This is a genomic window from Nonomuraea sp. NBC_00507 (genome assembly GCF_036013525.1).
GTDB lineage: Bacteria > Actinomycetota > Actinomycetes > Streptosporangiales > Streptosporangiaceae > Nonomuraea.
On record NZ_CP107853.1, the window covers coordinates 6,033,793 to 6,053,092 of the forward strand.

22 protein-coding genes are annotated in these 19,300 nt (G+C 72.0%); 18 read left to right on the forward strand and 4 right to left on the reverse strand.

Annotated features, from left to right (window positions below; all coding sequences use genetic code 11):
- Window positions 1-57: 57 nt before the first annotated feature.
- Both OHA25_RS29255 and OHA25_RS29260 read left to right on the forward strand, forming a co-directional pair.
- A complete protein-coding gene (locus OHA25_RS29255; protein WP_327590649.1) occupies window positions 58-261 on the forward strand; it encodes an Arc family DNA-binding protein in 204 nt (67 codons plus the stop codon).
- Window positions 258-638: a type II toxin-antitoxin system death-on-curing family toxin gene (locus tag OHA25_RS29260; protein ID WP_327590650.1), complete on the forward strand. Its 381-nt coding sequence runs from the start codon at window positions 258-260 to the stop codon at window positions 636-638. Before OHA25_RS29255 ends, OHA25_RS29260 begins: the two co-directional genes overlap by 4 nt.
- A gap of 64 nt (window positions 639-702) precedes the next feature.
- Here the strand turns inward: OHA25_RS29260 and OHA25_RS29265 are convergent, their stop codons facing one another.
- The 3 genes from OHA25_RS29265 to OHA25_RS29275 are packed head-to-tail and all read right to left on the reverse strand — an operon-like array spanning window position 703 to window position 3,635.
- Entirely contained in the window at window positions 703-1,788 is a 1,086-nt protein-coding gene (locus OHA25_RS29265; RefSeq protein ID WP_327590651.1) for an FUSC family protein, read from the reverse strand.
- A 34-nt stretch (window positions 1,789-1,822) separates the two neighbouring features.
- Window positions 1,823-2,908 (reverse strand): FUSC family protein, encoded by a 1,086-nt coding sequence (locus OHA25_RS29270; RefSeq protein WP_327591060.1) that lies wholly within the window; start codon window positions 2,906-2,908, stop codon window positions 1,823-1,825.
- Between the two features lie 43 nt (window positions 2,909-2,951).
- Window positions 2,952-3,635: an alpha/beta fold hydrolase gene (locus OHA25_RS29275; RefSeq protein ID WP_327590652.1), complete on the reverse strand. Its 684-nt coding sequence runs from the start codon at window positions 3,633-3,635 to the stop codon at window positions 2,952-2,954.
- A gap of 42 nt (window positions 3,636-3,677) precedes the next feature.
- On the opposite strand from OHA25_RS29275, the gene OHA25_RS29280 reads away from it, so the two are divergent.
- From OHA25_RS29280 to OHA25_RS29355, 16 genes are all read left to right on the forward strand, one after another.
- Complete coding sequence (locus OHA25_RS29280; RefSeq protein WP_327590653.1) at window positions 3,678-4,352, forward strand: response regulator transcription factor; 675 nt, start codon at window positions 3,678-3,680, stop codon at window positions 4,350-4,352.
- On the forward strand, window positions 4,333-5,625 hold the full coding sequence (locus OHA25_RS29285) for a sensor histidine kinase (RefSeq protein ID WP_327590654.1): 1,293 nt from the start codon (window positions 4,333-4,335) through the stop codon (window positions 5,623-5,625). Before OHA25_RS29280 ends, OHA25_RS29285 begins: the two co-directional genes overlap by 20 nt.
- 96 nt (window positions 5,626-5,721) lie before the next feature.
- Complete coding sequence (locus OHA25_RS29290; RefSeq protein ID WP_327590655.1) at window positions 5,722-6,231, forward strand: hypothetical protein; 510 nt, start codon at window positions 5,722-5,724, stop codon at window positions 6,229-6,231.
- Window positions 6,228-7,250, forward strand: coding sequence for an efflux RND transporter periplasmic adaptor subunit (locus OHA25_RS29295; RefSeq protein WP_327590656.1), 1,023 nt, complete (start codon window positions 6,228-6,230; stop codon window positions 7,248-7,250). The genes OHA25_RS29290 and OHA25_RS29295 overlap by 4 nt, the downstream gene beginning before the upstream one ends.
- Before the next feature lie 59 nt (window positions 7,251-7,309).
- Window positions 7,310-8,002, forward strand: a complete 693-nt coding sequence (locus OHA25_RS29300) for an ABC transporter ATP-binding protein (RefSeq protein WP_327591061.1) — start codon at window positions 7,310-7,312, stop codon at window positions 8,000-8,002.
- Window positions 7,989-9,143, forward strand: a complete 1,155-nt coding sequence (locus tag OHA25_RS29305) for an ABC transporter permease (protein ID WP_327590657.1) — start codon at window positions 7,989-7,991, stop codon at window positions 9,141-9,143. Before OHA25_RS29300 ends, OHA25_RS29305 begins: the two co-directional genes overlap by 14 nt.
- 94 nt (window positions 9,144-9,237) lie before the next feature.
- Entirely contained in the window at window positions 9,238-10,329 is a 1,092-nt protein-coding gene (locus tag OHA25_RS29310) for a ring-opening amidohydrolase (protein WP_327590658.1), read from the forward strand.
- Window positions 10,330-10,378: 49 nt separating this feature from the next.
- On the forward strand, window positions 10,379-10,720 hold the full coding sequence (locus OHA25_RS29315) for a PadR family transcriptional regulator (RefSeq protein ID WP_327590659.1): 342 nt from the start codon (window positions 10,379-10,381) through the stop codon (window positions 10,718-10,720).
- A complete protein-coding gene (locus OHA25_RS29320) occupies window positions 10,717-11,514 on the forward strand; it encodes an HD domain-containing protein (RefSeq protein WP_327590660.1) in 798 nt (265 codons plus the stop codon). The genes OHA25_RS29315 and OHA25_RS29320 overlap by 4 nt, the downstream gene beginning before the upstream one ends.
- Window positions 11,515-11,525: 11 nt before the next feature.
- Entirely contained in the window at window positions 11,526-12,056 is a 531-nt protein-coding gene (locus tag OHA25_RS29325) for an SseB family protein (RefSeq protein ID WP_327590661.1), read from the forward strand.
- Window positions 12,057-12,202: 146 nt separating this feature from the next.
- Entirely contained in the window at window positions 12,203-12,781 is a 579-nt protein-coding gene (locus OHA25_RS29330) for an A24 family peptidase (RefSeq protein ID WP_327590662.1), read from the forward strand.
- A 43-nt stretch (window positions 12,782-12,824) separates the two neighbouring features.
- Window positions 12,825-14,006 carry a chorismate synthase gene (aroC, locus tag OHA25_RS29335; RefSeq protein ID WP_327590663.1) on the forward strand — a complete coding sequence of 394 codons (1,182 nt, stop codon included), beginning with the start codon at window positions 12,825-12,827 and terminating at the stop codon, window positions 14,004-14,006.
- A 28-nt stretch (window positions 14,007-14,034) separates the two neighbouring features.
- Window positions 14,035-14,535: a shikimate kinase gene (locus tag OHA25_RS29340; RefSeq protein ID WP_327590664.1), complete on the forward strand. Its 501-nt coding sequence runs from the start codon at window positions 14,035-14,037 to the stop codon at window positions 14,533-14,535.
- Window positions 14,532-15,605 (forward strand): 3-dehydroquinate synthase, encoded by a 1,074-nt coding sequence (gene aroB / locus OHA25_RS29345; protein WP_327590665.1) that lies wholly within the window; start codon window positions 14,532-14,534, stop codon window positions 15,603-15,605. The genes OHA25_RS29340 and aroB overlap by 4 nt, the downstream gene beginning before the upstream one ends.
- Window positions 15,602-16,036, forward strand: a complete 435-nt coding sequence (gene aroQ / locus OHA25_RS29350; RefSeq protein ID WP_327590666.1) for a type II 3-dehydroquinate dehydratase — start codon at window positions 15,602-15,604, stop codon at window positions 16,034-16,036. Before aroB ends, aroQ begins: the two co-directional genes overlap by 4 nt.
- Window positions 16,033-16,788 carry an SGNH/GDSL hydrolase family protein gene (locus OHA25_RS29355; protein WP_327590667.1) on the forward strand — a complete coding sequence of 252 codons (756 nt, stop codon included), beginning with the start codon at window positions 16,033-16,035 and terminating at the stop codon, window positions 16,786-16,788. Before aroQ ends, OHA25_RS29355 begins: the two co-directional genes overlap by 4 nt.
- Window positions 16,789-17,144: 356 nt before the next feature.
- Here OHA25_RS29355 and OHA25_RS29360 read toward each other — a convergent pair whose 3' ends face one another.
- The gene (locus OHA25_RS29360) at window positions 17,145-19,145 is read right to left on the reverse strand and encodes an ATP-dependent DNA helicase (protein WP_327590668.1); all 2,001 of its coding nucleotides are present in this window, start codon (window positions 19,143-19,145) and stop codon (window positions 17,145-17,147) included.
- Between the last annotated feature and the right edge of the window lie 155 nt (window positions 19,146-19,300).

Consider the following 19,300-nt stretch of genomic DNA (forward strand, 5'->3'; position numbering starts at 1 on the left):
GGGTAAACTGCGGTATGCGGTATCGCGGTGATACCGCCTCGCGCCTACGCTGGGGATATGGCTATGACCCTTCGCTTGAGTGACGAGCAGACCGAGGCCCTTCGCAAGCGTGCGGAGGTGGAGGGGCGAAGCATGCAGCAAGTGGTGCTCGCGGCCGTCGACGACTATCTGGCCAGGCACAGCGCCGACGAGGAGGTCCGCCGCCTTGGCGCGAAGTCCAGGGAGCGCTGGCGGAATGTGCTCGATCGGCTGGGCGAATGACCAGATATCTCACGCTGGAGCAGGTCCTCGAGCTGGCCGAGGCGGAGCTGGGCGACGCTCTCGCGGTGCGGGACCTCGGCCTGCTCGACTCGGCGGTCCATCGGCCGACCACCGCCATGTTCGGCCACGAGGCCTACCCCGACCTCATGACGAAGGCCGCCGCGCTGCTCCATTCGTTGGCGGTCAATCACCCGCTCATCGACGGCAACAAACGGCTGTCCTGGCTGGCGACGGACGTCTTCCTCCGCTTCAACGGCGTCGTGCTCGACACCGACGACGACTCGGCATATGACCTCGTCATCGCCGTCGCCTCGGGCAAACTCAGCGAGGTCGACGAGATCGCCGACGTCCTGCGCACTTTCATCCCGTCATCCTGAGAACCCCGTCAGACCCCTCACCCCGCGACTCCGCCCTCTCGAGAGCCCGCCCTCCTGAACGGCCTCACGCCTCGTTGGGCTTGTCGAGCGGCGTCAGCGCCGCCGTGGCCTCCTCGTGCTCCATCCCGGTCGCCTGCAGCAGATCCACGACCACGGACCGCAGCTGCGCGATGATCACATGGGCCGAGAAGCCCAGCTGTTCGGGCCGCTCCCGTGCCGCCACCGCCAGCAGCGCCTGCTGCGCCAGTGTCGGCTCCCGCCCCGCCCCCAGCTCCAGCTGCAGCAGCAGGGCCGCCTCCGACACCTCACGCATCGCCTCGGCCAGCGCGGCCGGTGGCGGGCTCGCCTCTCCGAGCGAGGACAGCGTGCGCCTGCTGAGCACCCGGGCGTTGCGCAGGGCCAGATCGACGGGCACGGCGGCGGTCTCGTACCGGGCCAGGCGGGCCCGCCGGTGCCAGTGCAACGGTGAGATCATGGTGATCTCCTTGCTGGTCTCCAGCGCCTGCTCGAACTCCTCCACCGCCGCCTGCGTGCCGCGCGCCTCCTCCAGCGCCTCCGCCGCCAGGTCCACATCCCGCTTCTCGATGGCCTCCGCTGCCCGCTCCAGCACCGTGGACAGCGCGTCGAGCACCCCGGACAGATGCTTGGCCGCGATCGCGAAGGGGCTCGCGGGCAGCAGCGCGACGGCCGCGATGCCGATGAGGCCGCCGGTCAGCGCGTCGAGCATGCGGTCCAGCCCGCCCACGCCCGCGCCGGGCACCAGGGTGACCACCAGCACCGCCGACGACCCGGCCTGGGCCACGAACAGCGCCCCGCTGTCCAGCAGCCCCGCGATGGTCATCGCCAGCGCCACCACCAGCGCGATCTGCCACGCCCCCGAGCCGATCCAGGACACGAGCAGGTCGCCCACGCCGACGCCGAGGCTGACGCCCACGACCAGCTCGACGACCCGCCGCAGCCGCTGCCCCAGCCCGATGCCCACGCAGATCAGCACGGAGATGGGCGCGAAGAACGGCGCCGGGTGACCGAGCAGATCCCTGGCGATGACCCAGGCCAGCGCGGCGCCGACCGCGCACTGCGCGATGGACGGCACGATGAGGCCGAACGTGCCCAGTCGGTCCTTCACATGATCGCTGAGCCGGGTTCGCACCCTTCTACCTTGGCGGATCTTTGTGACATTAAGGTCACATTCCCCCGGAAACGTCCTTTTCGGGGAAGGTGTCCAGCGGCGGCAGCGCGGCCACGGCCTCCTCGCGATCGGTGCCGGTGGCCTGCAACAGGTCCACCGTGATCGACCGGACCTGCGCGATCATCACGTCCGCCGAGAACCCCCAGCGCTCGGCGCCCTGCCCCGACGCCACCGCGAGGATCGCCTCACGGGCCTCTTCCGGCGTGCGCCCGTCGGCCAGCTCCTCCCTGAGCAGCAGCGTGGCGTCGGCCAGCGCGCGCAGCGTCCCGGGCAGCCAGGGCGGCAGCGCGCTGGAGCCGTCGAGCGCCACGATGGCCCGCCTGGCCAGCACCCTGGCGTTGCGCAGCGCGTGGTCGAGCGGCACGGCGGCCTTCTCGTACCCCTCGAGCCTGCCGCGGCGGTGCCGGTGCAGCGGCGAGATGGTGGCGATCTCCTTGCTGGTCTCCAGCGCCTGCTTGAACTCCTCCACGTTCGTCTGGCTGCCCCGCGCGGCCTCGAGCGCCTCGGTGGCCAGGCTCGAGCGGGACTTCTCGATGGCCTCCGCGATCCCTCGCAGGGCGTCGCCGAGCGCGTCGAACATCCCGGCCGCGTGCCGGTGCGCCAGCGCCGACGGGCTGGACGGCAGCAGCGCCACCGCGGCCAGCCCCATGAGGCCGCCCACCAGAGCGTCGACCATCCGGTCGATTCCGCCTGTGCCGCTCGGCGGCAGCAAGGTCGCCACGAGCACCGCCGAGGAGCCTGCTTGGAGCACGATCAGCGAGCCGCTGTCGAGCAGCACCGCGGCCGCCATCGCCAGCGCCACCACCAGCGCGATCTGCCACGCCCCTGAGCCGATCCAGGACACGAGCAGGTCGCCCACGCCGACGCCGAGGCTGACCCCGACGACCAGCTCCCCCACCCGCCGCAGCCGCTGACCGAGCCCCACGCCGATGCACACGACGACCGCGATGGGCGCGAAGAACGGGCGGCTGTGCCCGAGCAGGTCCTTGGCCACCAGCCAGGCGAGGGCGGCCGCTACGGCGCACTGCAGGATCGGCGGCGCCATCAGCCGCAGCCGGCTCAGGCGCTCGTGTACGTGCATCTCGACCACGCCCCTACCCTTGCTCCCCCGCGTCACACGCGCGTTACGGCGTGGTGAGCCGGTCGTTCACGAAGTCGTCGACCGCCCGCAGGAACGCCCGGCGCGCCGTCGCGTGCACGAGATGCCCGGCCTCGATCGTCACCAGCCTGGCCCCCGGGATCCGGGCCGCCGTCCCCGCGGCGTCGAACGGGCTCGCCGCCCCACCCGAGATCACCAACGTCGGCGCGGTGATCCTGGCCAGCCCCTCCAGCCAGCCCGGATCGGGATCGAGGAACTGACGCTCGGTGTCGTGCATCATCCGCCAATCGAACCCGGTGGAGCCGTCCTCCACGATGGGCGGCCGGTTCTTGAACGGCAGCGGCGGCGCCACGTCCTCCAGCACGAGCCGCTCGACGCGGCCGGGATGGCGCATGGCCAGCTGATAGGCCACCATGCCGCCCAGTGAGTGCCCGATCATCGTGGCCCGTTCCATCCTCAGGTGATCGAGCAGGGCCGCGATGTCCTGGGCCATGTCCGGCAGCGCGTACGCGCCCGGGTAGTCGCTGGCCCCGTGCCCCCGCAGGTCGGGGACGAGCACGTGGTAGCGGGCCGCGAAGTGCTGGGTGATGCCGTTCCAGTCGTTGTGGTTCGCCGTGCGGCCGTGGATCAGCAGCAGCGGGGGAGTGGCCGGGTCGCCTTCCTCCCGGTAGACGAGCTTGATCCCGTTGACGTGTGCTTCGCGAATCACGCGTTTAGATTACGTTGAACTTTCCGCTTTAGCCTGGCGGCCATGGACACGTTGCTCGTCGTGGAGGACGAACCGAGCCTGCGCGAGCTGCTCGTCGGCTGCCTGCGCGAGGGGTTCGAGGTGGTGGCCGCCGCGGACGGGCGGGAGGCGGTGCGTCTGGTCCAGCGGCACGCGCCCGACCTCATCGTGCTCGACGTCATGCTGCCCGACCTGGATGGATTCGACGTGGTACGTCGGCTGCGCGGGGGCGGCGACCGCACCCCCGTGCTCTTCCTGACCGCCAGGGACGCCACAGCGGACAAGGTGCGCGGACTGACGGCGGGCGGCGACGACTATGTCACCAAGCCCTTCAGCCTGGAGGAGCTGATCGCCCGCATCCACGCGCTGCTGCGCCGCAGCCGGCGCACCGCGGCGGCGCCGGTCCGGCTGGCGGTCGCCGACCTGGAGCTCGACCAGGACGCGCACACCGTGTGGCGGTCGGGCAGACAGGTCCATTTGTCGGCGACGGAGTTCCAGCTGCTGCGGTACTTCATGGTCAACCACAACCGGGTGTTGTCCCGTGCCCAGATCCTCGAGCACGTCTGGGATCCCGACTTCAGCGGCAATCCCGGCATTGTCGAGCAGTACGTGTCGCTCTTACGCAGGAAGGTCGACTCTGCGCAGCCGCGGCTGATCCACACGGTGCGCTCGGTGGGCTATGTTCTCCGCGTTCCGTAGCCTGCGGGTGCGGCTGATCGCCGGGACGGTCGCCCTCGTGCTGCTCGCCCTGGTCACGATCGGTGTGGCCAGCCTGGTCCTGCTGCGTGCCGAGCTCGTGGACAAGGTCGACCTGCAGCTCCGGACGCTCGCCCAGGCCGGCCCGGCCGACGACCGCCCGGCGCGGCGGCCCGCCGGTTACGTCTTCCAGGTCCGCGACGCCACGGGGGCGGTGGTCAGCGGGGACCCGGGCGGGCCGCCGGTCGTGCCGCAGGCCGAGCGGGAGCCGTACACGTCGGGCGACTGGCGCGTGCTCGTCGACACCCGGCCGGGCGGCCAGTCGATCGTCGCCGCCATGGACCTGCGCGAGATCGACGCCACCATCGGGCTGCTCGGCATGATCGAGCTGCTCGCCGGGGGCGTGGTCGTGGTGGTGCTGGCCGCCGCGGGGCTCGTGTTCGTACGGCGGAGCCTGCGGCCGCTCGCCGAGATCGAGAGCGCGGCCCGGCAGATCGCCGACGGCCGGCTGTCGCGGCGGGTGCCCGACGTGGACCCCCGTACCGAGGTGGGCCGCCTCGGGGCCGCGCTCAACGACATGCTGGCCAGGATCGAGGCCGCCTTCGCCGCCCGGCAGGAGTCGGAGGAGCGGATGCGGCGATTCGTGGCCGACGCCAGCCACGAGCTGCGCACACCGGTGACCGTCGTGCGCGGCTACGCCGAGCACTTCCTGCGGCACGCCGACAGCGAGAACGTGCGGCGGATCGAGGAGGAAGCCAGGCGGATGGGAGCGCTCGTGGACGACCTGCTGGTCCTCGCCCGGCTCGACGCCGAGCGGCCGCGCGAGCATGGGCCCGTGGACCTGCTGCCGCTGGCCGCCGAGGTCGTCCGCGACGCGCGGGTGCTGGCGCCCGAGCGCGACATCACGTTCGCGTTCGGCGAGGACGCGGCGTTCGTGGTCCTGGGCGACGCGGCCGAGTTGGGGCAGGTGCTGGGCAATCTCGTACGCAACGCGCTCACGCACACCCCGCCGGGGACCGCCGTCGACGTACGGGTCCGGCACGAGGACGGGCACGCCGTGCTGGAGGTCGCCGACCACGGCCCCGGGCTCGCCGAGGGCGAGGCGGCCAGGGTGTTCGAGCGCTTCTACCGGGCGCCGGGCGCCCGCTCACGCGAGGGATCGGGGCTGGGACTGGCGATCGTCCAGGCGGTTGTGGCGGCGCACGGAGGCTCGGCAGGCGTCGAGTCGACCCTGGGCCGCGGCACGACCTTCTCCGTCCGGCTCCCGCTCGATTAGCAAACCCTCAGGCGGGGTTTGAGGTCTGATGAGACCCGCCGCCTACACCTGGATCCGCACGGGGACGACCGTTCCCCGTGCGGGAGGTGATCGACCATGGTCAGGTGCCTGGTGGCACTGATCGTCCTTGCGGTGACGACAGGCTGCGCCGCCGCCCCGTCCGGGGACGGTGTCGCGTCCGCGGGCGGGCCCGCGTCCGCCACGTCCTCGCCGTCCGCGAGCGCGGACGTGCTGAAGTTCGCGCAATGCCTGCGCGACCAGGGGCTCAAGGTCGAGGATCCGGCCCCGGGGGAGCGGGTCGACGTCGGCGACGCCGACCAGGCCGGGCGGGAGCTGATGGAGAAGGCCATGACGGCCTGCCGGTCGCTGGCGCCCCCGCAGACCGTGAACCGCGACAACGATCAGCATTCGCTCGACGGCATGCTCGACTACGCGCGCTGCATGCGCGAGCAGGGCCTGAACTGGCCGGACCCCGTCGTCGTGAACGGCGACGCCCGCTGGCCCGACACCGACGACCTGCCCCGCAGGAACACCAGCCCGTTCAAGACCGCCGACGAGAAGTGCCGGCCGCTGCTGGGCGAGAAGAAGTCCGGGGGGACCAAGTGAGACGCGCGATCCTGGCCGGAGCAGTCCTGAGCGCCGCGGCGGTGGCGGCGCTCGCCCTCACGCTCGGCGCCGGCGAACCCGCCGCCGCGCCCGCCCCGTCCGCCGCTTCCTCCTATGCCGAGGTGACGAGGGGAGACCTGGCCGACTCCGAGACCGTGGAGGGCATGCTCGCCTACGCCGACGAACGCGTGCTGCGGGCGGGGCCCTCTGGCACGCTGACCGCGATCAAGGCCAAGGGCACCTCGGTCAAGCGGGGTCAGACGCTCTACACAGTCGATCGCCGCCCGGTCACCCTCTTCTATGGAAAAATCCCGATCTACCGGGAGCTGTCCGTGGGCGTGAACGGCGCGGACGTCGCCCAGCTCGAACGCAACCTTAAAGCTCTCGGCTACGGCACCGGCATGACAGTGGACGACCACTTCACCACGGCCACCGCCGCCGCCGTCGCCGACTGGCAGGCCGACAGGAACCTGCCGGTCACCGGCGCCGTGGACGCCGCCCAGGCGGCCGTGCTGCCCGGCCAGGCCTGGGTGAAGCAGACCAAGGCCCAGGTGGGTGATCCGGTCTCGGCCGGAACCGAGCTGCTCGTGGTACGCAGCACCCGGCGGGTCGTCGCCATCGACCTCGACATCGCCGACCAGCACCTGGCCAGGAAGGGCGCGGAGGTCGAGATGGAGCTGCCCGGCGGCGCCCGGCTCAAGGGCACGATCAGCAAGGTCGGGGTGGTGGCGGAGGTGTCCGAGGACAGCGTCACCGTCGACGTCGAGGTCGCCCCGCGCGGCTCGACAGGGGCGCTGCGCGAGGTGCCCGTCACAGTGGACCTGCGCAGTGACACCCGAGAGGACGTGTTGTCGGTGCCGGTGGAGGCCCTGCTGGCCCTGCGCGAGGGCGGGTACGGCGTACGCACCCAGCAGGGCGTCGTGATCACCGTCAAGCCCGGACTGTTCGCCGGAGGCCGCGTGGAGGTCACAAGCGCCGGACTGAGCGAGGGCATGAAGGTCGAGGTGCCGGCGTCATGACCGACATCGCAAAGCGGCGGCTTCCGGCGTGCGGCGTGGGCGACGGTCCGGCAAGGGGCATGGCAGGCGGTCGGGGCGAGGGGCCCGTGGCGGAGCTGGCCGGAGTCACGAAGGCATACCCGGGCGGGGTCGAGGCGTTGCGGGGCGTGGATCTCAGGGTCGACGCGGGCGAGGCCGTGGCGATCGTCGGGCCGTCCGGCTCCGGCAAGTCGACCCTGCTCCACCTGCTCGGCACCCTCGACCGACCCTCCTCGGGAACTGTGCGCGTCGCCGGCCACGACATCGCTCATCTTCCCGACCGGCGGCTCGCCGCGCTGCGGGCCTCGACGATCGGCTTCGTCTTCCAGCACTTCCACCTCATCCCCGGCCTGAGCGCCCTGGAGAACGTCGCCGACGGCCTCCTCTACGCGCGGATCCCGATGAGCGAGCGCAGAGGCCGGGCGGCGCTCGCCCTGGAGCGGGTCGGACTGGCGCACCGCCTCCACCACCGCCCGCACGAGCTTTCGGGCGGCGAGCAACAACGGGTGGCCGTGGCCCGGGCGATCATCGGCGAGCCCGTGCTCCTCCTCGCCGACGAGCCCACGGGCAACCTGGACTCGGCCTCCGGGGCGGAGGTGCTGCGGGTGTTGTTCGCCGTGACGGCCACACTCGTGATCATCACCCACGACGCCGACCTGGCCGCCGCCCTGCCACGCCGCGTCCGCATGCGCGACGGCCTGATCGTGGAGGAGACCGCTCATGAGCCCGCGTGACCTGCTCCGGCTCGGCGTCGTCGGGCTGCGGGCCAGGCCCAGCCGGGCCGTGCTGTCCGCCCTGGGCATCGCGATCGGCATCGCCACCATGGTGGCGGTCATCGGCATCTCCGCCTCCAGCCGCGCCGACCTCCTGCGCAAGCTCGACAGCCTCGGCACCAACCTCCTCACCGTCACCCCCGGCCAGACGGTCAGGGGCGAGCAGTCCAGCCTGCCCAAGACGGCCGTCGCCATGACCGGTCAGATCGGCCCGGTACGGTCTGTCGCCGCGACGGCCCAGCTGGAGGCCAGGGTCTACCGCAGCGACCTGATCCCGCCCGAACGCACCGGCGGCGTCGCCGTGCAGGCCGCCACCGAGCACCTCCTGGACACCCTCCAGGGCACGGGCGCCTGGTTCAGCCAGGCCACGAGCCGCTACCCGACGGTCGTGCTCGGCGCCGTCGCCGCCCAGCGGCTGGGAGTACGCGGTGGCGACCAGGTATGGCTGGGCCGCCGCTGGTTCACCGTGCTCGGCGTGCTCGACGCGCTCCCGCTGGCGCCGGAGATCGACCGGTCGGCACTGGTCGGGTGGCCGGCCGCCGCCGAGCTTCTGGGCTTCGACGGGCATCCGACCACGGTCTACGTACGCGCCGATCCCGAGTCGGTCGAAGACGTGGCAGCGGTGCTCGCCCGTACCGTCAATCCCGAGCATCCGGAGGAGACCACGATCGCCCGCCCGTCCGACGCGCTCGCGGCGCGGGCGGCGGCCGCGGGGGCGTTCACGAACCTCCTGCTCGGACTGGGCGCGGTCGCCCTGCTGGTCGGCGGGGTGGGCATCGCGAACACGATGGTGATCTCCGTGCTCGAACGCCGCAGGGAGATCGGGCTGCGCCGCGCGCTCGGCGCCACCAGGACCGACGTACGCCTGCAGTTCCTCACCGAGTCCCTGCTGCTGTCCGCGCTCGGCGGGTTGGCCGGCATCGTGCTGGGCGCCCTGGTCACCTCCGGGTACGCGCTCGGCCACGCCTTCCCGCCCACCCTGGACGCCTGGGCCCTGGCCGGGGCGGCCGCCGCCACGCTGCTCGTCGGCGGGGTGGCCGGGATCTATCCCGCGGCCCGAGCCGCCCGGCTGTCCCCGACCGTGGCGCTCAGCGCACCTTGACATGGCCGGCGGGGTTCATGGGCAGACATTGCCCATGAACCCCGCTGACCGGCTCGGTTAGCGTCACCAAGGGGCAACAGGGAAGGGGCGTCGCATGCCGGAACCGATCGAAGTGCGCAAGGTGCCGATCGAGAGTGTCACCGACGCGGCCGGGTTGTCGCGGCTCATCGCCGACGGTGTCATCGAGGCCGATCGGGTCCTGGCCGTCATCGGCAAGACCGAGGGCAACGGCGGCGTCAACGACTACACGCGCATCCTGGCCGACCGCGCCTTCCGGGAGGTGCTGGCCGCGCACGGGCATCCGGCGCCGGAGAGCGTGCCCCTGGTGTGGTCGGGCGGCACCGACGGCGTGCTCAGCCCGCACGCCACGATCTTCGCCACCACCGCGAACGCCCCCGCGTCCGAGGAGCCGCGCCTGTCGGTCGGGGTGGCGATGAGCGAGGTCATCCTGCCCGAGGACATCGGCCGTCCGGCCATGGTGGAGAAGGTCGCCGCCGGGGTCCGCGAGGCCATGAAGATCGCTGGTATCGACGACCCGCGTGACGTCCACTACGTGCAGACCAAGACGCCGCTGCTCACCCTGGCCACCATCACCGACGCCAAGAGCCGCGGCCAGGACACCGCCATCGAGGAGACCGGCCCCTCCATGGACCTGTCCAACTCGACCACCGCCCTCGGCATCGCCGTGGCGCTTGGCGAGATCGACATGCCCGGCGCCGACCAGATCCACAAGGATCTGTCGCTCTACTCGTCCGTGGCGTCCTGCTCGTCCGGGGTGGAGCTGGACCGGGCGCAGATCGTGCTGGTGGGCAACGTACGGGGGATCGGCGGGCGCTACCGCATCGGTCACAGCGTCATGAAGGACGCCCTGGACGCCGACGGCATCTGGGCGGCCATCCGGGACTCCGGGCTCCTGCTGCCCGAGCGCCCGCACCCGTCGGACCTCGACGGGCGGCTGGTGAACGTGTTCATGAAGTGCGAGGCCGACCCGTCGGGCCGCGTGCGAGGGCGGCGCAACATCATGCTGGACGACTCCGACGTGCACTGGCACCGCCAGATCAAGGCCGCCGTCGGCGGGGTGGCGGCGTCGGTCACGGGAGATCCGGCGGTGTTCGTGTCGGTCGCCGCCGTCCACCAGGGCCCGTCGGGTGGCGGCCCGGTGGCGGCCATCTCCGACCTCGGGTAGCGGGACTGTGGCTCGACGGCCACAGCTCTAGCTATGTAGAGTACGAGATATGAAGAGCAACGGCCCGCGCATGACCATGCCGACCCAGGCCGTGCTTCGCGCCCTCCTGAACGATCCGGCGCGCGAACGCTACGGGCTGGAGCTGTGCGAGCAGGCGGAGATGCCGAGCGGCACCCTTTACCCGATCCTGGCCAGGCTGGAGCAGATCGGCTGGGTGGAGAGCCGGTGGGAGGACCCCGAGACGCATGTGGCGGAGGGCCGCCCGCGCCGCCGTTACTACCGGATCACCGCCCACGGCGCGGAGCAGGCCCGCGACGCGATCGCCCGCGCCTACCGCTCGCGCCGCCAGGCCGTCCCCGCCTGGCTGCTCCCCTCGCAGGCCGCGTCATGACGGGGGCCGCCGGACACGACGCGAACGACCGGGGACCGAACCTGCACGGCCGGCTCCAGCCGGTCCTGGACGCCGCCGGTGGCAGGCTGTCCGGCGACCGGCTGGAGCTGGTTCAGCGAGCTCATCTGGTGGCCGCCTACTGGCATCGCGACCAGTGGCGGCGCAGCGGAGACCCGTACATCACCCACTCGATCGCCGTCGCTGCGATCCTGGCCGAGCTCGGCATGGACCACGAGCTGATCTGCGCAGGGCTGCTGCACGACGTGCTGGACGACACCGGCTGCACAGAGCAGGAGCTGGTCGCCGAGTTCGGGGAGCCGGTCGTGGAGCTGGTGCGCGGCCTGCGGACTCTCGACGACCCCGAGCGAAGGCCCCCGGACTGGGAGACCTCGACCGACGAGCGCGTGCTGACGCTGAAGCTGGCCGACCGCCTGCACAACCAGCGGACGATGCGCTTCCTGCCCGAGGAGAAGCAGCGGCGCAAGGCCCGGGAGACGCTGGACGTCGTCGTGCCCATCGCCGGCCGGCTGGGCCTGGTGCGGGTCGAGGAGGAGTTGCGGCGATTGTCCACCGCCACGCTGTCCGGGCGGGGCGGCATACGAGCATCTTTCGGCGTCATCACCGCCGGTGCGATCATGCTTCCGGCCGGGGCCCGGGGCCGATGGCTGGAGGAGTGGCTGGGGGAGTTGCACGCGTTGCCGGGCCGGCGGGCCAGGTGGGGGTTCGCGGTCCGGCTGATCGCCGGCATGCCGCGCCTGGCCCGCACCCTCCGGGCCGAGGCTCGGCGCAGGTAGGCTCATGTGCCGTGCCCAGCATCCCGCAGCCACTCGACCCCGACGACGACGGCCGCGCCGCACCCGCGGTGGCCGCCGCCCTCGCCGCCTACCAGGCGGGCACCGGCGACGCCACCGACGTGCTCAACGCCCTCAGCGGGGCCAGGCTCCTGGTGCCCGTCGTCGCCCTGCTGACCGAGTCCGAGGTCGGCGCGCACGGGCTGCGGCAGGAGAAGGAGAGCGAGATGGCCCTGCCCAAGCTCGTCGGGCAGGACGGCAGGCAGGCGGTGCCGGCGTTCACCGGGGCGGAGGCGCTGGCGAGGTGGCGGCCGGACGCGCGGCCGATCCAGGCCACCACGCTCCAGGTGTGCCGGGCGGCCGTGCAGGAGCAGGCGGCGGCGGTCGTGGTGGACGTCGCCGGGCCGGTGCCGTTCGTGATCGAGGGTGCGGTGCTGGAGGCCCTGGCGGCGATCGAGTCCGGCACCGCCGACCGGCTCGAGAACGCGACCGTGGCCAAGGTCGAGCCGGCGCGGCGCCGCCGCCGCTGGTTTTCGCGCCGCTGAAGGGCGATGATTCTGGCGCCGTTGAACCTGTACGTCCCGGTGTTCTCGCGCCGCTGAATGGGGCGATGCCGGCGATCGGCCACGAAGGCCGCGGCGGACCGGCGGAACCGCGGCGGGCGCGGCCGGGTCCGCATTAGGGTCGGCTCGTGGTCGCACTCATGGCGCTGGCCGGATTACTTTGCGGACACCGCATCAGGGCGCTGGCCGACTCCTACGACGGCCTCCCGGAGCCCGCCTGGCCGCCGAAGGCCGAGCTGGTGACCGCCGCCGTCGTCGCGCTCGTCACCTGGCGCCTCGGCCTCCCTTACGTGCCGTTCGCCGTGATCGGTGTCGCTCTGGCCGTCATCGACTGGCGCACCACGCTTCTGCCCGACGCGATCACGCTGCCCGCGTACCCGATCACGGCCCTGGCCCTCCTGCCCACCGGCGAGCTGCCGCGAGCGCTGGCCGGAGGAGCGGCGCTGGCAGCGATCTACGGGCTGCTGTGGGTCATCAGGCCGGACGCGCTGGGACTGGGCGACGTCAAGCTGGCCGGGCTCATCGGCATGGTGGGCGCGGCGCTGGGCTGGCAGGCGTGGGTGGTGGCGGCGTTCGGCGGGCAGCTGCTCGGCGCGCTCTACGCTCTGGCGCTGCTCGCGACCGGTCGCGGCACCAGGCACACGCAGTTCCCGTTCGGGCCGTTCATGCTGTTGGGGGCGTTCACGGTGCTGTGTCTCGACACGTGAACGTGGGACATCTCACTAGGCCGCACATGGAAGACTTGTACGCATGTTGCGCTGGTTGACCGCCGGAGAGTCTCACGGGCCCGAACTCGTCGCCGTCATGGAAGGCCTCCCGGCCGGGGTGGAGGTGACCACGGCCGCGATCGACGAGGCCCTGCGCCGCCGCCGGCTCGGCTATGGCCGCGGCGCCCGGATGAAGTTCGAGCAGGATCAGGTCACGATCGTCGGCGGCGTCCGCCACGGGCGGACCATGGGCAGCCCGGTCGCGATCCGCATCGGCAACACCGAATGGCCCAAGTGGGAGAAGGTCATGGCGGCCGACCCGGTCGACGCTGCCGAGCTGGAGGGCCTGGCACGCAACGCGCCCAGGTCGCGCCCCCGTCCGGGGCACGCCGACCTGGCGGGCATGCAGAAATACGGGTTCGACGACGCCAGGCAGGTGCTCGACCGGGCCAGCGCCCGCGAGACCGCGGCCCGCGTCGCGCTCGGCGAGGTCGCCAGGCGGTTCCTCAAGCAGGCGCTCGGGGTCGACATCGTCAGCCACGTGACCTCCATCGGCGGCGCCCAGACCCCGTCCGAGATCTTGCCGGGGCCGAACGACCTGGCCAGGATCGATGAGGACCCGGTCAGGTGCTCGGACCCCGAGGGCAGCGCCGCCATGGTCGAGGTGATCGACAAGGCCCACAAGGACGGCGACACGCTCGGCGGCGTCGTCGAGGTGCTCGCCTACGGCCTGCCGCCGGGCCTGGGCAGCTACACCCACTGGGACCGCAGGCTCGACTCCCGGCTCGCCGCGGCGCTCATGGGCATCCAGGCGATCAAGGGCGTCGCGGTCGGCGACGGTTTCGAGACCGCGCGCAGGCCCGGATCCCAAGCCCACGACGAGATCGAATACACCGCCGAGGACGGCGTCAAGCGCATCACCAACCGCGCGGGTGGCGTCGAAGGCGGCATGACCAACGGCGAGATCCTGCGGGTCAGCGCTGCCATGAAGCCGATCTCCACCGTGCCGAGGGCGCTGGCCACGATCGACGTCAAGACCGGCGAGGCGGCCAAGGCGCACCACGAGCGCTCCGATGTGTGCGCCGTGCCGGCGGCCGGCGTCGTGGCCGAGGCCATGGTCGCACTGGTGCTGGCCGACGCGGCGCTGGAGAAGTTCGGCGGCGACTCGGTCGAGGAAGTCGCCCGCAACCTGTCGGGCTACCTCTCCTCCATGGTGATCAAATGACACGGTGGAGCGTACGAGGAGGGGTGAAATGACGACAGTGGTCCTGATCGGGCCTCCTGGGTCCGGCAAGACGACCATCGGGCGGCTGCTCGCCGAGCGGCTCGGCGTCGCGTTCCGTGACACCGACGTCGACGTGGAGGCCGTGGCGGGCAAGCCCGTCGCCGACATCTTCGTCGAGGACGGGGAGGCCCGCTTCCGCGAGCTGGAGCACGAGGCCGTGCGCCGGGCGCTGGCCGAGCACGACGGCATCCTGTCGCTGGGCGGCGGAGCCGTGCTCAACGAGGAGACCCAGGCGCTGCTCGCCGGCCACCACGTGGTCTACCTGCAGGTCGGGCTGTCGGACGCGGTCCAGCGGGTCGGGCTCGCCTCCGCCCGGCCGCTGCTCGTGCTCAACCCGCGCAGCCAGCTGAAGAAGCTCATGGAGGAGCGGCGGCCGATCTACGAGCGGCTCGCCGTGGCGACCGTGGTGACGGACAAGCGCGAGCCGGCAGAGCTCGCCGACGAGATCGTGAAGGGGCTGCCCGCATGACCGCCGCCACCAGGATCACCGTACGCGGCGACAGCCCCTACGACGTGGTGGTCGGCACCGGCGTGCTGGCCGAGCTGACCACGCTGCTCAAGCCGGGCGTGCGCACGGTCGCCGTGATCTGCCCGGAGACCCTGCCCGACATCTCCCGGCCGGTCTGCGCGGCGCTGTCCGAGGCCGGCTATGACGTGGTCGAGCTGCCCGTGCCGGACGGCGAGCAGGCCAAGACCGTCGAGGTGGCCGCGGGGCTGTGGTCGGCGCTCGGCCGTCATGGCGTGACCCGGTCGGACGCCGTCGTCGGTGTGGGCGGGGGCGCGACGACCGACCTGGCCGGGTTCGTCGCCGGCACATGGCTGCGCGGCGTCCAGGTGGTGCTCGTGCCCACGACCCTGCTGGCCATGGTCGACGCGGCGGTCGGCGGCAAGAACGGCATCGACACACCCGAGGGCAAAAACCTCGTCGGCACGTTCCTTCCGCCCGCGGGCGTGTTGTGCGAGCTGTCCACGCTGGACGGCATGCCGAAACGGGACTACGTGGCGGGCCTGGCCGAGATCATCAAGGGCGGCTTCATCGCCGACCCGGAGATCCTCCGGCTCATCGAAGAAGACCCCGAGGCCGCCACCCGCCCCGACGGCCCCCACACGCGCGAGCTGATCGAGCGCAAGATCCAGGTCAAGGCCGACGTCGTGGGCACCGACCTGCGCGAGGCGGGGGTGCGCGAGATCCTCAACTACGGCCACACGCTCGCCCACGCCATCGAGCGCAACGAGCACTACGGCATCCGCCACGGCGAGGCCGTCGCCATCGGCATGGTCTACGCCGCCGAGCTGTCCCGGCTCTCCGGCCGCGCCGATCTGGTGGATCGGACCCGCGCGATCCTCACCAGTGTGGGCCTGCCCATCTCCTACCGCGCCGACGCGTGGCCGCAGCTGCGCGACCACATGCGGCTGGACAAGAAGAACCGCGGCGCCAAGCAGCGGTTCGTCGTCCTCGACGAGCTGGCCAAGCCGGGCCGCCTCGAAGACCCCTCGGAAGAGCTGCTCGCCGCCGCCTACAAGGAGATCTCGGCATGATCCTCGTGCTCAACGGCCCCAACCTGCGCAGGCTCGGCACCCGCGAGCCCGACGTCTACGGCGCCGAGACGTTCGAGGACCTGGCCCAGCTCTGCCGCGACACCGGGCGCAAGCTCGGCGAGCACGTCGAGGTGCGCCAGACCGACGACGAGGCCGAGATGATCGGCTGGATCCACGAGGCCTGCGACGGCCGCATCCCCGTCGTGCTCAACCCCGCCGCGTTCACCCACTACTCCTACGCCCTGCGCGACGCCATCGCCCAGCGCACCGCCCCGCTCGTCGAGGTGCACCTCAGCAATCCCGCCGCTAGGGAAGAGTTTCGTCATACCTCCGTCGTCGCCGGGGTGGCGACGGGCACCATCGCGGGGTTCGGGCTACAGTCGTACGTCCTTGCGCTGCAGGCTATCGCGGAGATGAACACCACCTCATGAGGCACTACAAGTCCTTCGTCGCCCTCGGCGACAGCTTCACGGAAGGACTGAACGACCCCGGCGTCAACGGGCACTACCGCGGCTGGGCCGACCGGGTGGCCGAGCGGCTCGCCGCCGACGACCCGTCCTTCCGGTACGCCAACCTGGCCGTCCGCGGCAAGCTCATCGACCAGATCGTCGCCGAGCAGGTGCCGCCGGCCATCGAGATGGCCCCGGACCTGGTCAGCTTCTGCGCCGGGGGCAACGATCTGCTCCGGCCGGGCAGCGACCCGGACGAGATGGCCAAGAAGGTCGCGCGGGCCGTGCGGGACCTGCGGGCCGGCGGTGCCGACGTGCTGCTGTTCACCGGCGTGGACCCGCGGGACACGCCGCTGATGCGGCGGCTGCGCGGGCGGTTCGCGATCTTCTACCTGCACGTGCGGTCCATCGCCGACCTCTACGGGTGCCGGCTCGTCGACCAGTGGTCGATGCAGGGGCTGCGGGACTGGCGGGCGTGGAGCGCCGACCGGCTGCACATGAACGAGGACGGGCATCGGCTGGTGGCGGCGCGGGTGCTGGACGTGCTGGGGGTGCCGTTCGAGGACTGGCGCAAGGACTGGCCGGCACGGGCGGTGGATCCGCGGGTGCGGCGGCGCGAGGACGCCCAATGGATGCGTGAGCATCTCGTCCCGTGGGTGGCTCGCCGCCTGCGCGGCGTCTCCTCGGGCGATGGTCTCTCCCCCAAACGCCCCGACCTCACCCCATTCGGATAATTTTCTTTACGCGGTGCCGTGGTTTGCCACTCGCCGTACGTTGGCTGAGGGCCCTCCAGGGAACGGCCTCTGACCCTTCACCGGCGGGTCGCCGTTACGCGAGCATCTTCTGGACCGGCTACCTGGTTCGAAGACTGGACCGGTCGCGTGGCTTGTGCGTGTCGCCATGAGTGTTGCGCCAAGCTCCGCCTCTCGCCGCGCCGGCGCTCGGAAGGCGCGACGGCTGCAGGACCCGCCTCGGCACGCCTGGCACGCCTGGCACGCCGGGCAGGCCGGTACGCGAGGCACGCCTGGCACGCCAGGCACGCCGCAGCCTGTGGCAGCTCACGCGAGGACCACGGGGCTGCCAAGGGGCGTTACGTGGTTGGTTCGGCTGATAGGCGTTTCAGGGCGGCGCGGGGGATGGAGGGGTCCGTGGTGCGCCAGAACGGGGGGAGGGAGCCCAGGAGGAAGCTGCTGTAGCGGGCCGTGGCGAGGCGGGGGTCGAGGACGGCGATCACGCCCTTGTCGTTCTGGGCACGCAGGAGGCGGCCGGCGCCCTGGGCCAGCAGCAGGGCCGCGTGGTTGGCGGCCACCGCCATGAAGCCGTTGCCGCCTCGCGCCGCCACGTGGCGCTGCCTGGCCGACGTCAGCGGGTCGTCGGGGCGAGGGAACGGCACCCGGTCGATGATGACCAGCCGCAGCGACGGCCCGGGCACGTCCACGCCCTGCCACAGCGACAGCGTGCCGAACAGGCAGGTCGGCTCGTCCTCGGCGAACTGCTTGACCAGCAGCATCGTCGAGTCGTCACCCTGGCACAGCAGCGGCACCTCCAGCCGCTCCCGCAGCGCTTCCGTGGCCGCCTTGGCCGCGCGCATCGACGAGAACAGCCCCAGCGTGCGCCCCCCGGCCGCCTCGATCAGCTCGGCGATCTCATCCAAATATTGCTGCGGCAGCCCGTCTCGGCCTGGCTGGGGCAGGTGCTTGGCGACGTAGAGGATCCCGGCGCGCGGGTGGTCGAACGGCGAGCCGACGTCGATGCCCTGCCAGCCCTTGGCATCGCCGAGCCCCCACTGCGCGGCCAGCCCGTCGAACGTGCCGCCCAGCGCCAGGGTGGCGGAGGTGAGGATCACCGTGCGCTCGCCGAACAGCTTGTCACGCAGCATGCCGCTGACGGTCAGCGGTGCCACCCGCAGCGCGGGTGGCCGCCGGTCGGTGCCCGCGTCGAGCCACACGACCTCCGCCCGGTCGGCCTCGGAGTCGTGTCCGTAGGCCTCCAGCATGCGTACGGCCGTGTCGTGCACCTCGTCCAGGGCCGTGAACGCGGCCTTGCGCTGCCCGGCCTTGTCCGGGTCGTCCTTGTCGGCGCCGCGCGGACCCATGGCCGTGATGCAGCGCCAGGCGGTGTCGCGGATCAGCTGCAGCGTCAGGCCGAGCACCTGCGGCATGTCGTCGATGCGGCCGGGCGGGGCGGCGGCCAGCAGCGCCTTGAGGTCCTCGCCCGCCTCCTGGAGCTGGTCGGCGACCGTCTGCTCGATCAGCCTGCCCACCCGGCGGACCGCCAGCGACACCGTCAGCTCCGACAGCTCGCCCGTCACCACCGACGTCACGCGGTCGACCAGCTCGTGCGCCTCGTCCACGACCACGACCTCGTGCTCGGGCAGCACCGGCAGGTCGCCCATGGCGTCGATGGCCAGCAGCGCGTGGTTGGTCACCACCACGTCGACCTCGCCCGCGCGGGCCCTGGCCAGCTCGGCGAAGCACTCGGCGCCACTCGGGCAGCGGTTGGCGCCCAGGCACTCCTGCGCGCTCACCGAGAACTGCCGCCACGCCTGCTCGCTCACCCCCGGCACCAGCTCGTCGCGGTCGCCGGTCTCGGTCTCCTCGGCCCACTCCTGGATGCGCTGCACCATGCGGCCCGTGGCGCTCACCTCGCGGGGGTCGAACAGCTGGTCCTGCTCGTCCTCTTCGGGCCAGCCCGCCGTGGCCTTGTAGCGGCACAGGTAGTTGCGGCGGCCCTTCAAGATCGCGAACGTGGGCTCGTGCGGCAGCTCCTTGCTCAGCGTCTCGGCCAGCCTGGGCAGGTCGCGGTCCACGAGCTGGCGCTGCAGCGCGATCGTGGCCGTGGACACCACGACCGGCTTGTCGCTGTCCATCGCGTGGCGGATCGACGGCACGAGGTAGGCCAGCGACTTCCCGGTGCCCGTGCCGGCCTGGACCGCCAGATGCTCCTCGTCGTCGATGGCCTGCTGCACGGCGCGGACCATCGTGATCTGGCCCTGCCGTTCGCTCCCTCCGAGAGCGCCGACCGCGATGCTGAGGAGTTGGTCCACTGGCGGGAGATGGGAGTCCGGCACGGCACTAAACGCTACCCGCATTTTCCGGGTCGCCGTGCCGAACGCGGTGTGATCGGCCATGCGCATCCCGACATTCCTGAATCCTTTCGCCGGCGCGCATGGCACACTGGGCGATCGGGACTCCAACTGGTCAAACACGATCTTCCCGTGTGTGATCGGAGGGATTCGCGGTGTAT

Coding starts and splice junctions, on each gene's coding strand:
- OHA25_RS29255 (WP_327590649.1), top strand. CDS start 58: ATGGCTATGACCCTTCGCTTGAGTGACGAGCAGACCGAGGCCCTTCGC.
- OHA25_RS29260 (WP_327590650.1), top strand. CDS start 258: ATGACCAGATATCTCACGCTGGAGCAGGTCCTCGAGCTGGCCGAGGCG.
- OHA25_RS29270 (WP_327591060.1), bottom strand. CDS start 2,908: ATGCACGTACACGAGCGCCTGAGCCGGCTGCGGCTGATGGCGCCGCCG.
- OHA25_RS29280 (WP_327590653.1), top strand. CDS start 3,678: ATGGACACGTTGCTCGTCGTGGAGGACGAACCGAGCCTGCGCGAGCTG.
- OHA25_RS29285 (WP_327590654.1), top strand. CDS start 4,333: ATGTTCTCCGCGTTCCGTAGCCTGCGGGTGCGGCTGATCGCCGGGACG.
- OHA25_RS29290 (WP_327590655.1), top strand. CDS start 5,722: ATGGTCAGGTGCCTGGTGGCACTGATCGTCCTTGCGGTGACGACAGGC.
- OHA25_RS29300 (WP_327591061.1), top strand. CDS start 7,310: ATGGCAGGCGGTCGGGGCGAGGGGCCCGTGGCGGAGCTGGCCGGAGTC.
- OHA25_RS29305 (WP_327590657.1), top strand. CDS start 7,989: ATGAGCCCGCGTGACCTGCTCCGGCTCGGCGTCGTCGGGCTGCGGGCC.
- OHA25_RS29310 (WP_327590658.1), top strand. CDS start 9,238: ATGCCGGAACCGATCGAAGTGCGCAAGGTGCCGATCGAGAGTGTCACC.
- OHA25_RS29315 (WP_327590659.1), top strand. CDS start 10,379: ATGAAGAGCAACGGCCCGCGCATGACCATGCCGACCCAGGCCGTGCTT.
- OHA25_RS29320 (WP_327590660.1), top strand. CDS start 10,717: ATGACGGGGGCCGCCGGACACGACGCGAACGACCGGGGACCGAACCTG.
- aroC (WP_327590663.1), top strand. CDS start 12,825: ATGTTGCGCTGGTTGACCGCCGGAGAGTCTCACGGGCCCGAACTCGTC.
- OHA25_RS29340 (WP_327590664.1), top strand. CDS start 14,035: ATGACGACAGTGGTCCTGATCGGGCCTCCTGGGTCCGGCAAGACGACC.
- aroB (WP_327590665.1), top strand. CDS start 14,532: ATGACCGCCGCCACCAGGATCACCGTACGCGGCGACAGCCCCTACGAC.
- aroQ (WP_327590666.1), top strand. CDS start 15,602: ATGATCCTCGTGCTCAACGGCCCCAACCTGCGCAGGCTCGGCACCCGC.
- OHA25_RS29355 (WP_327590667.1), top strand. CDS start 16,033: ATGAGGCACTACAAGTCCTTCGTCGCCCTCGGCGACAGCTTCACGGAA.
- OHA25_RS29360 (WP_327590668.1), bottom strand. CDS start 19,145: ATGCGGGTAGCGTTTAGTGCCGTGCCGGACTCCCATCTCCCGCCAGTG.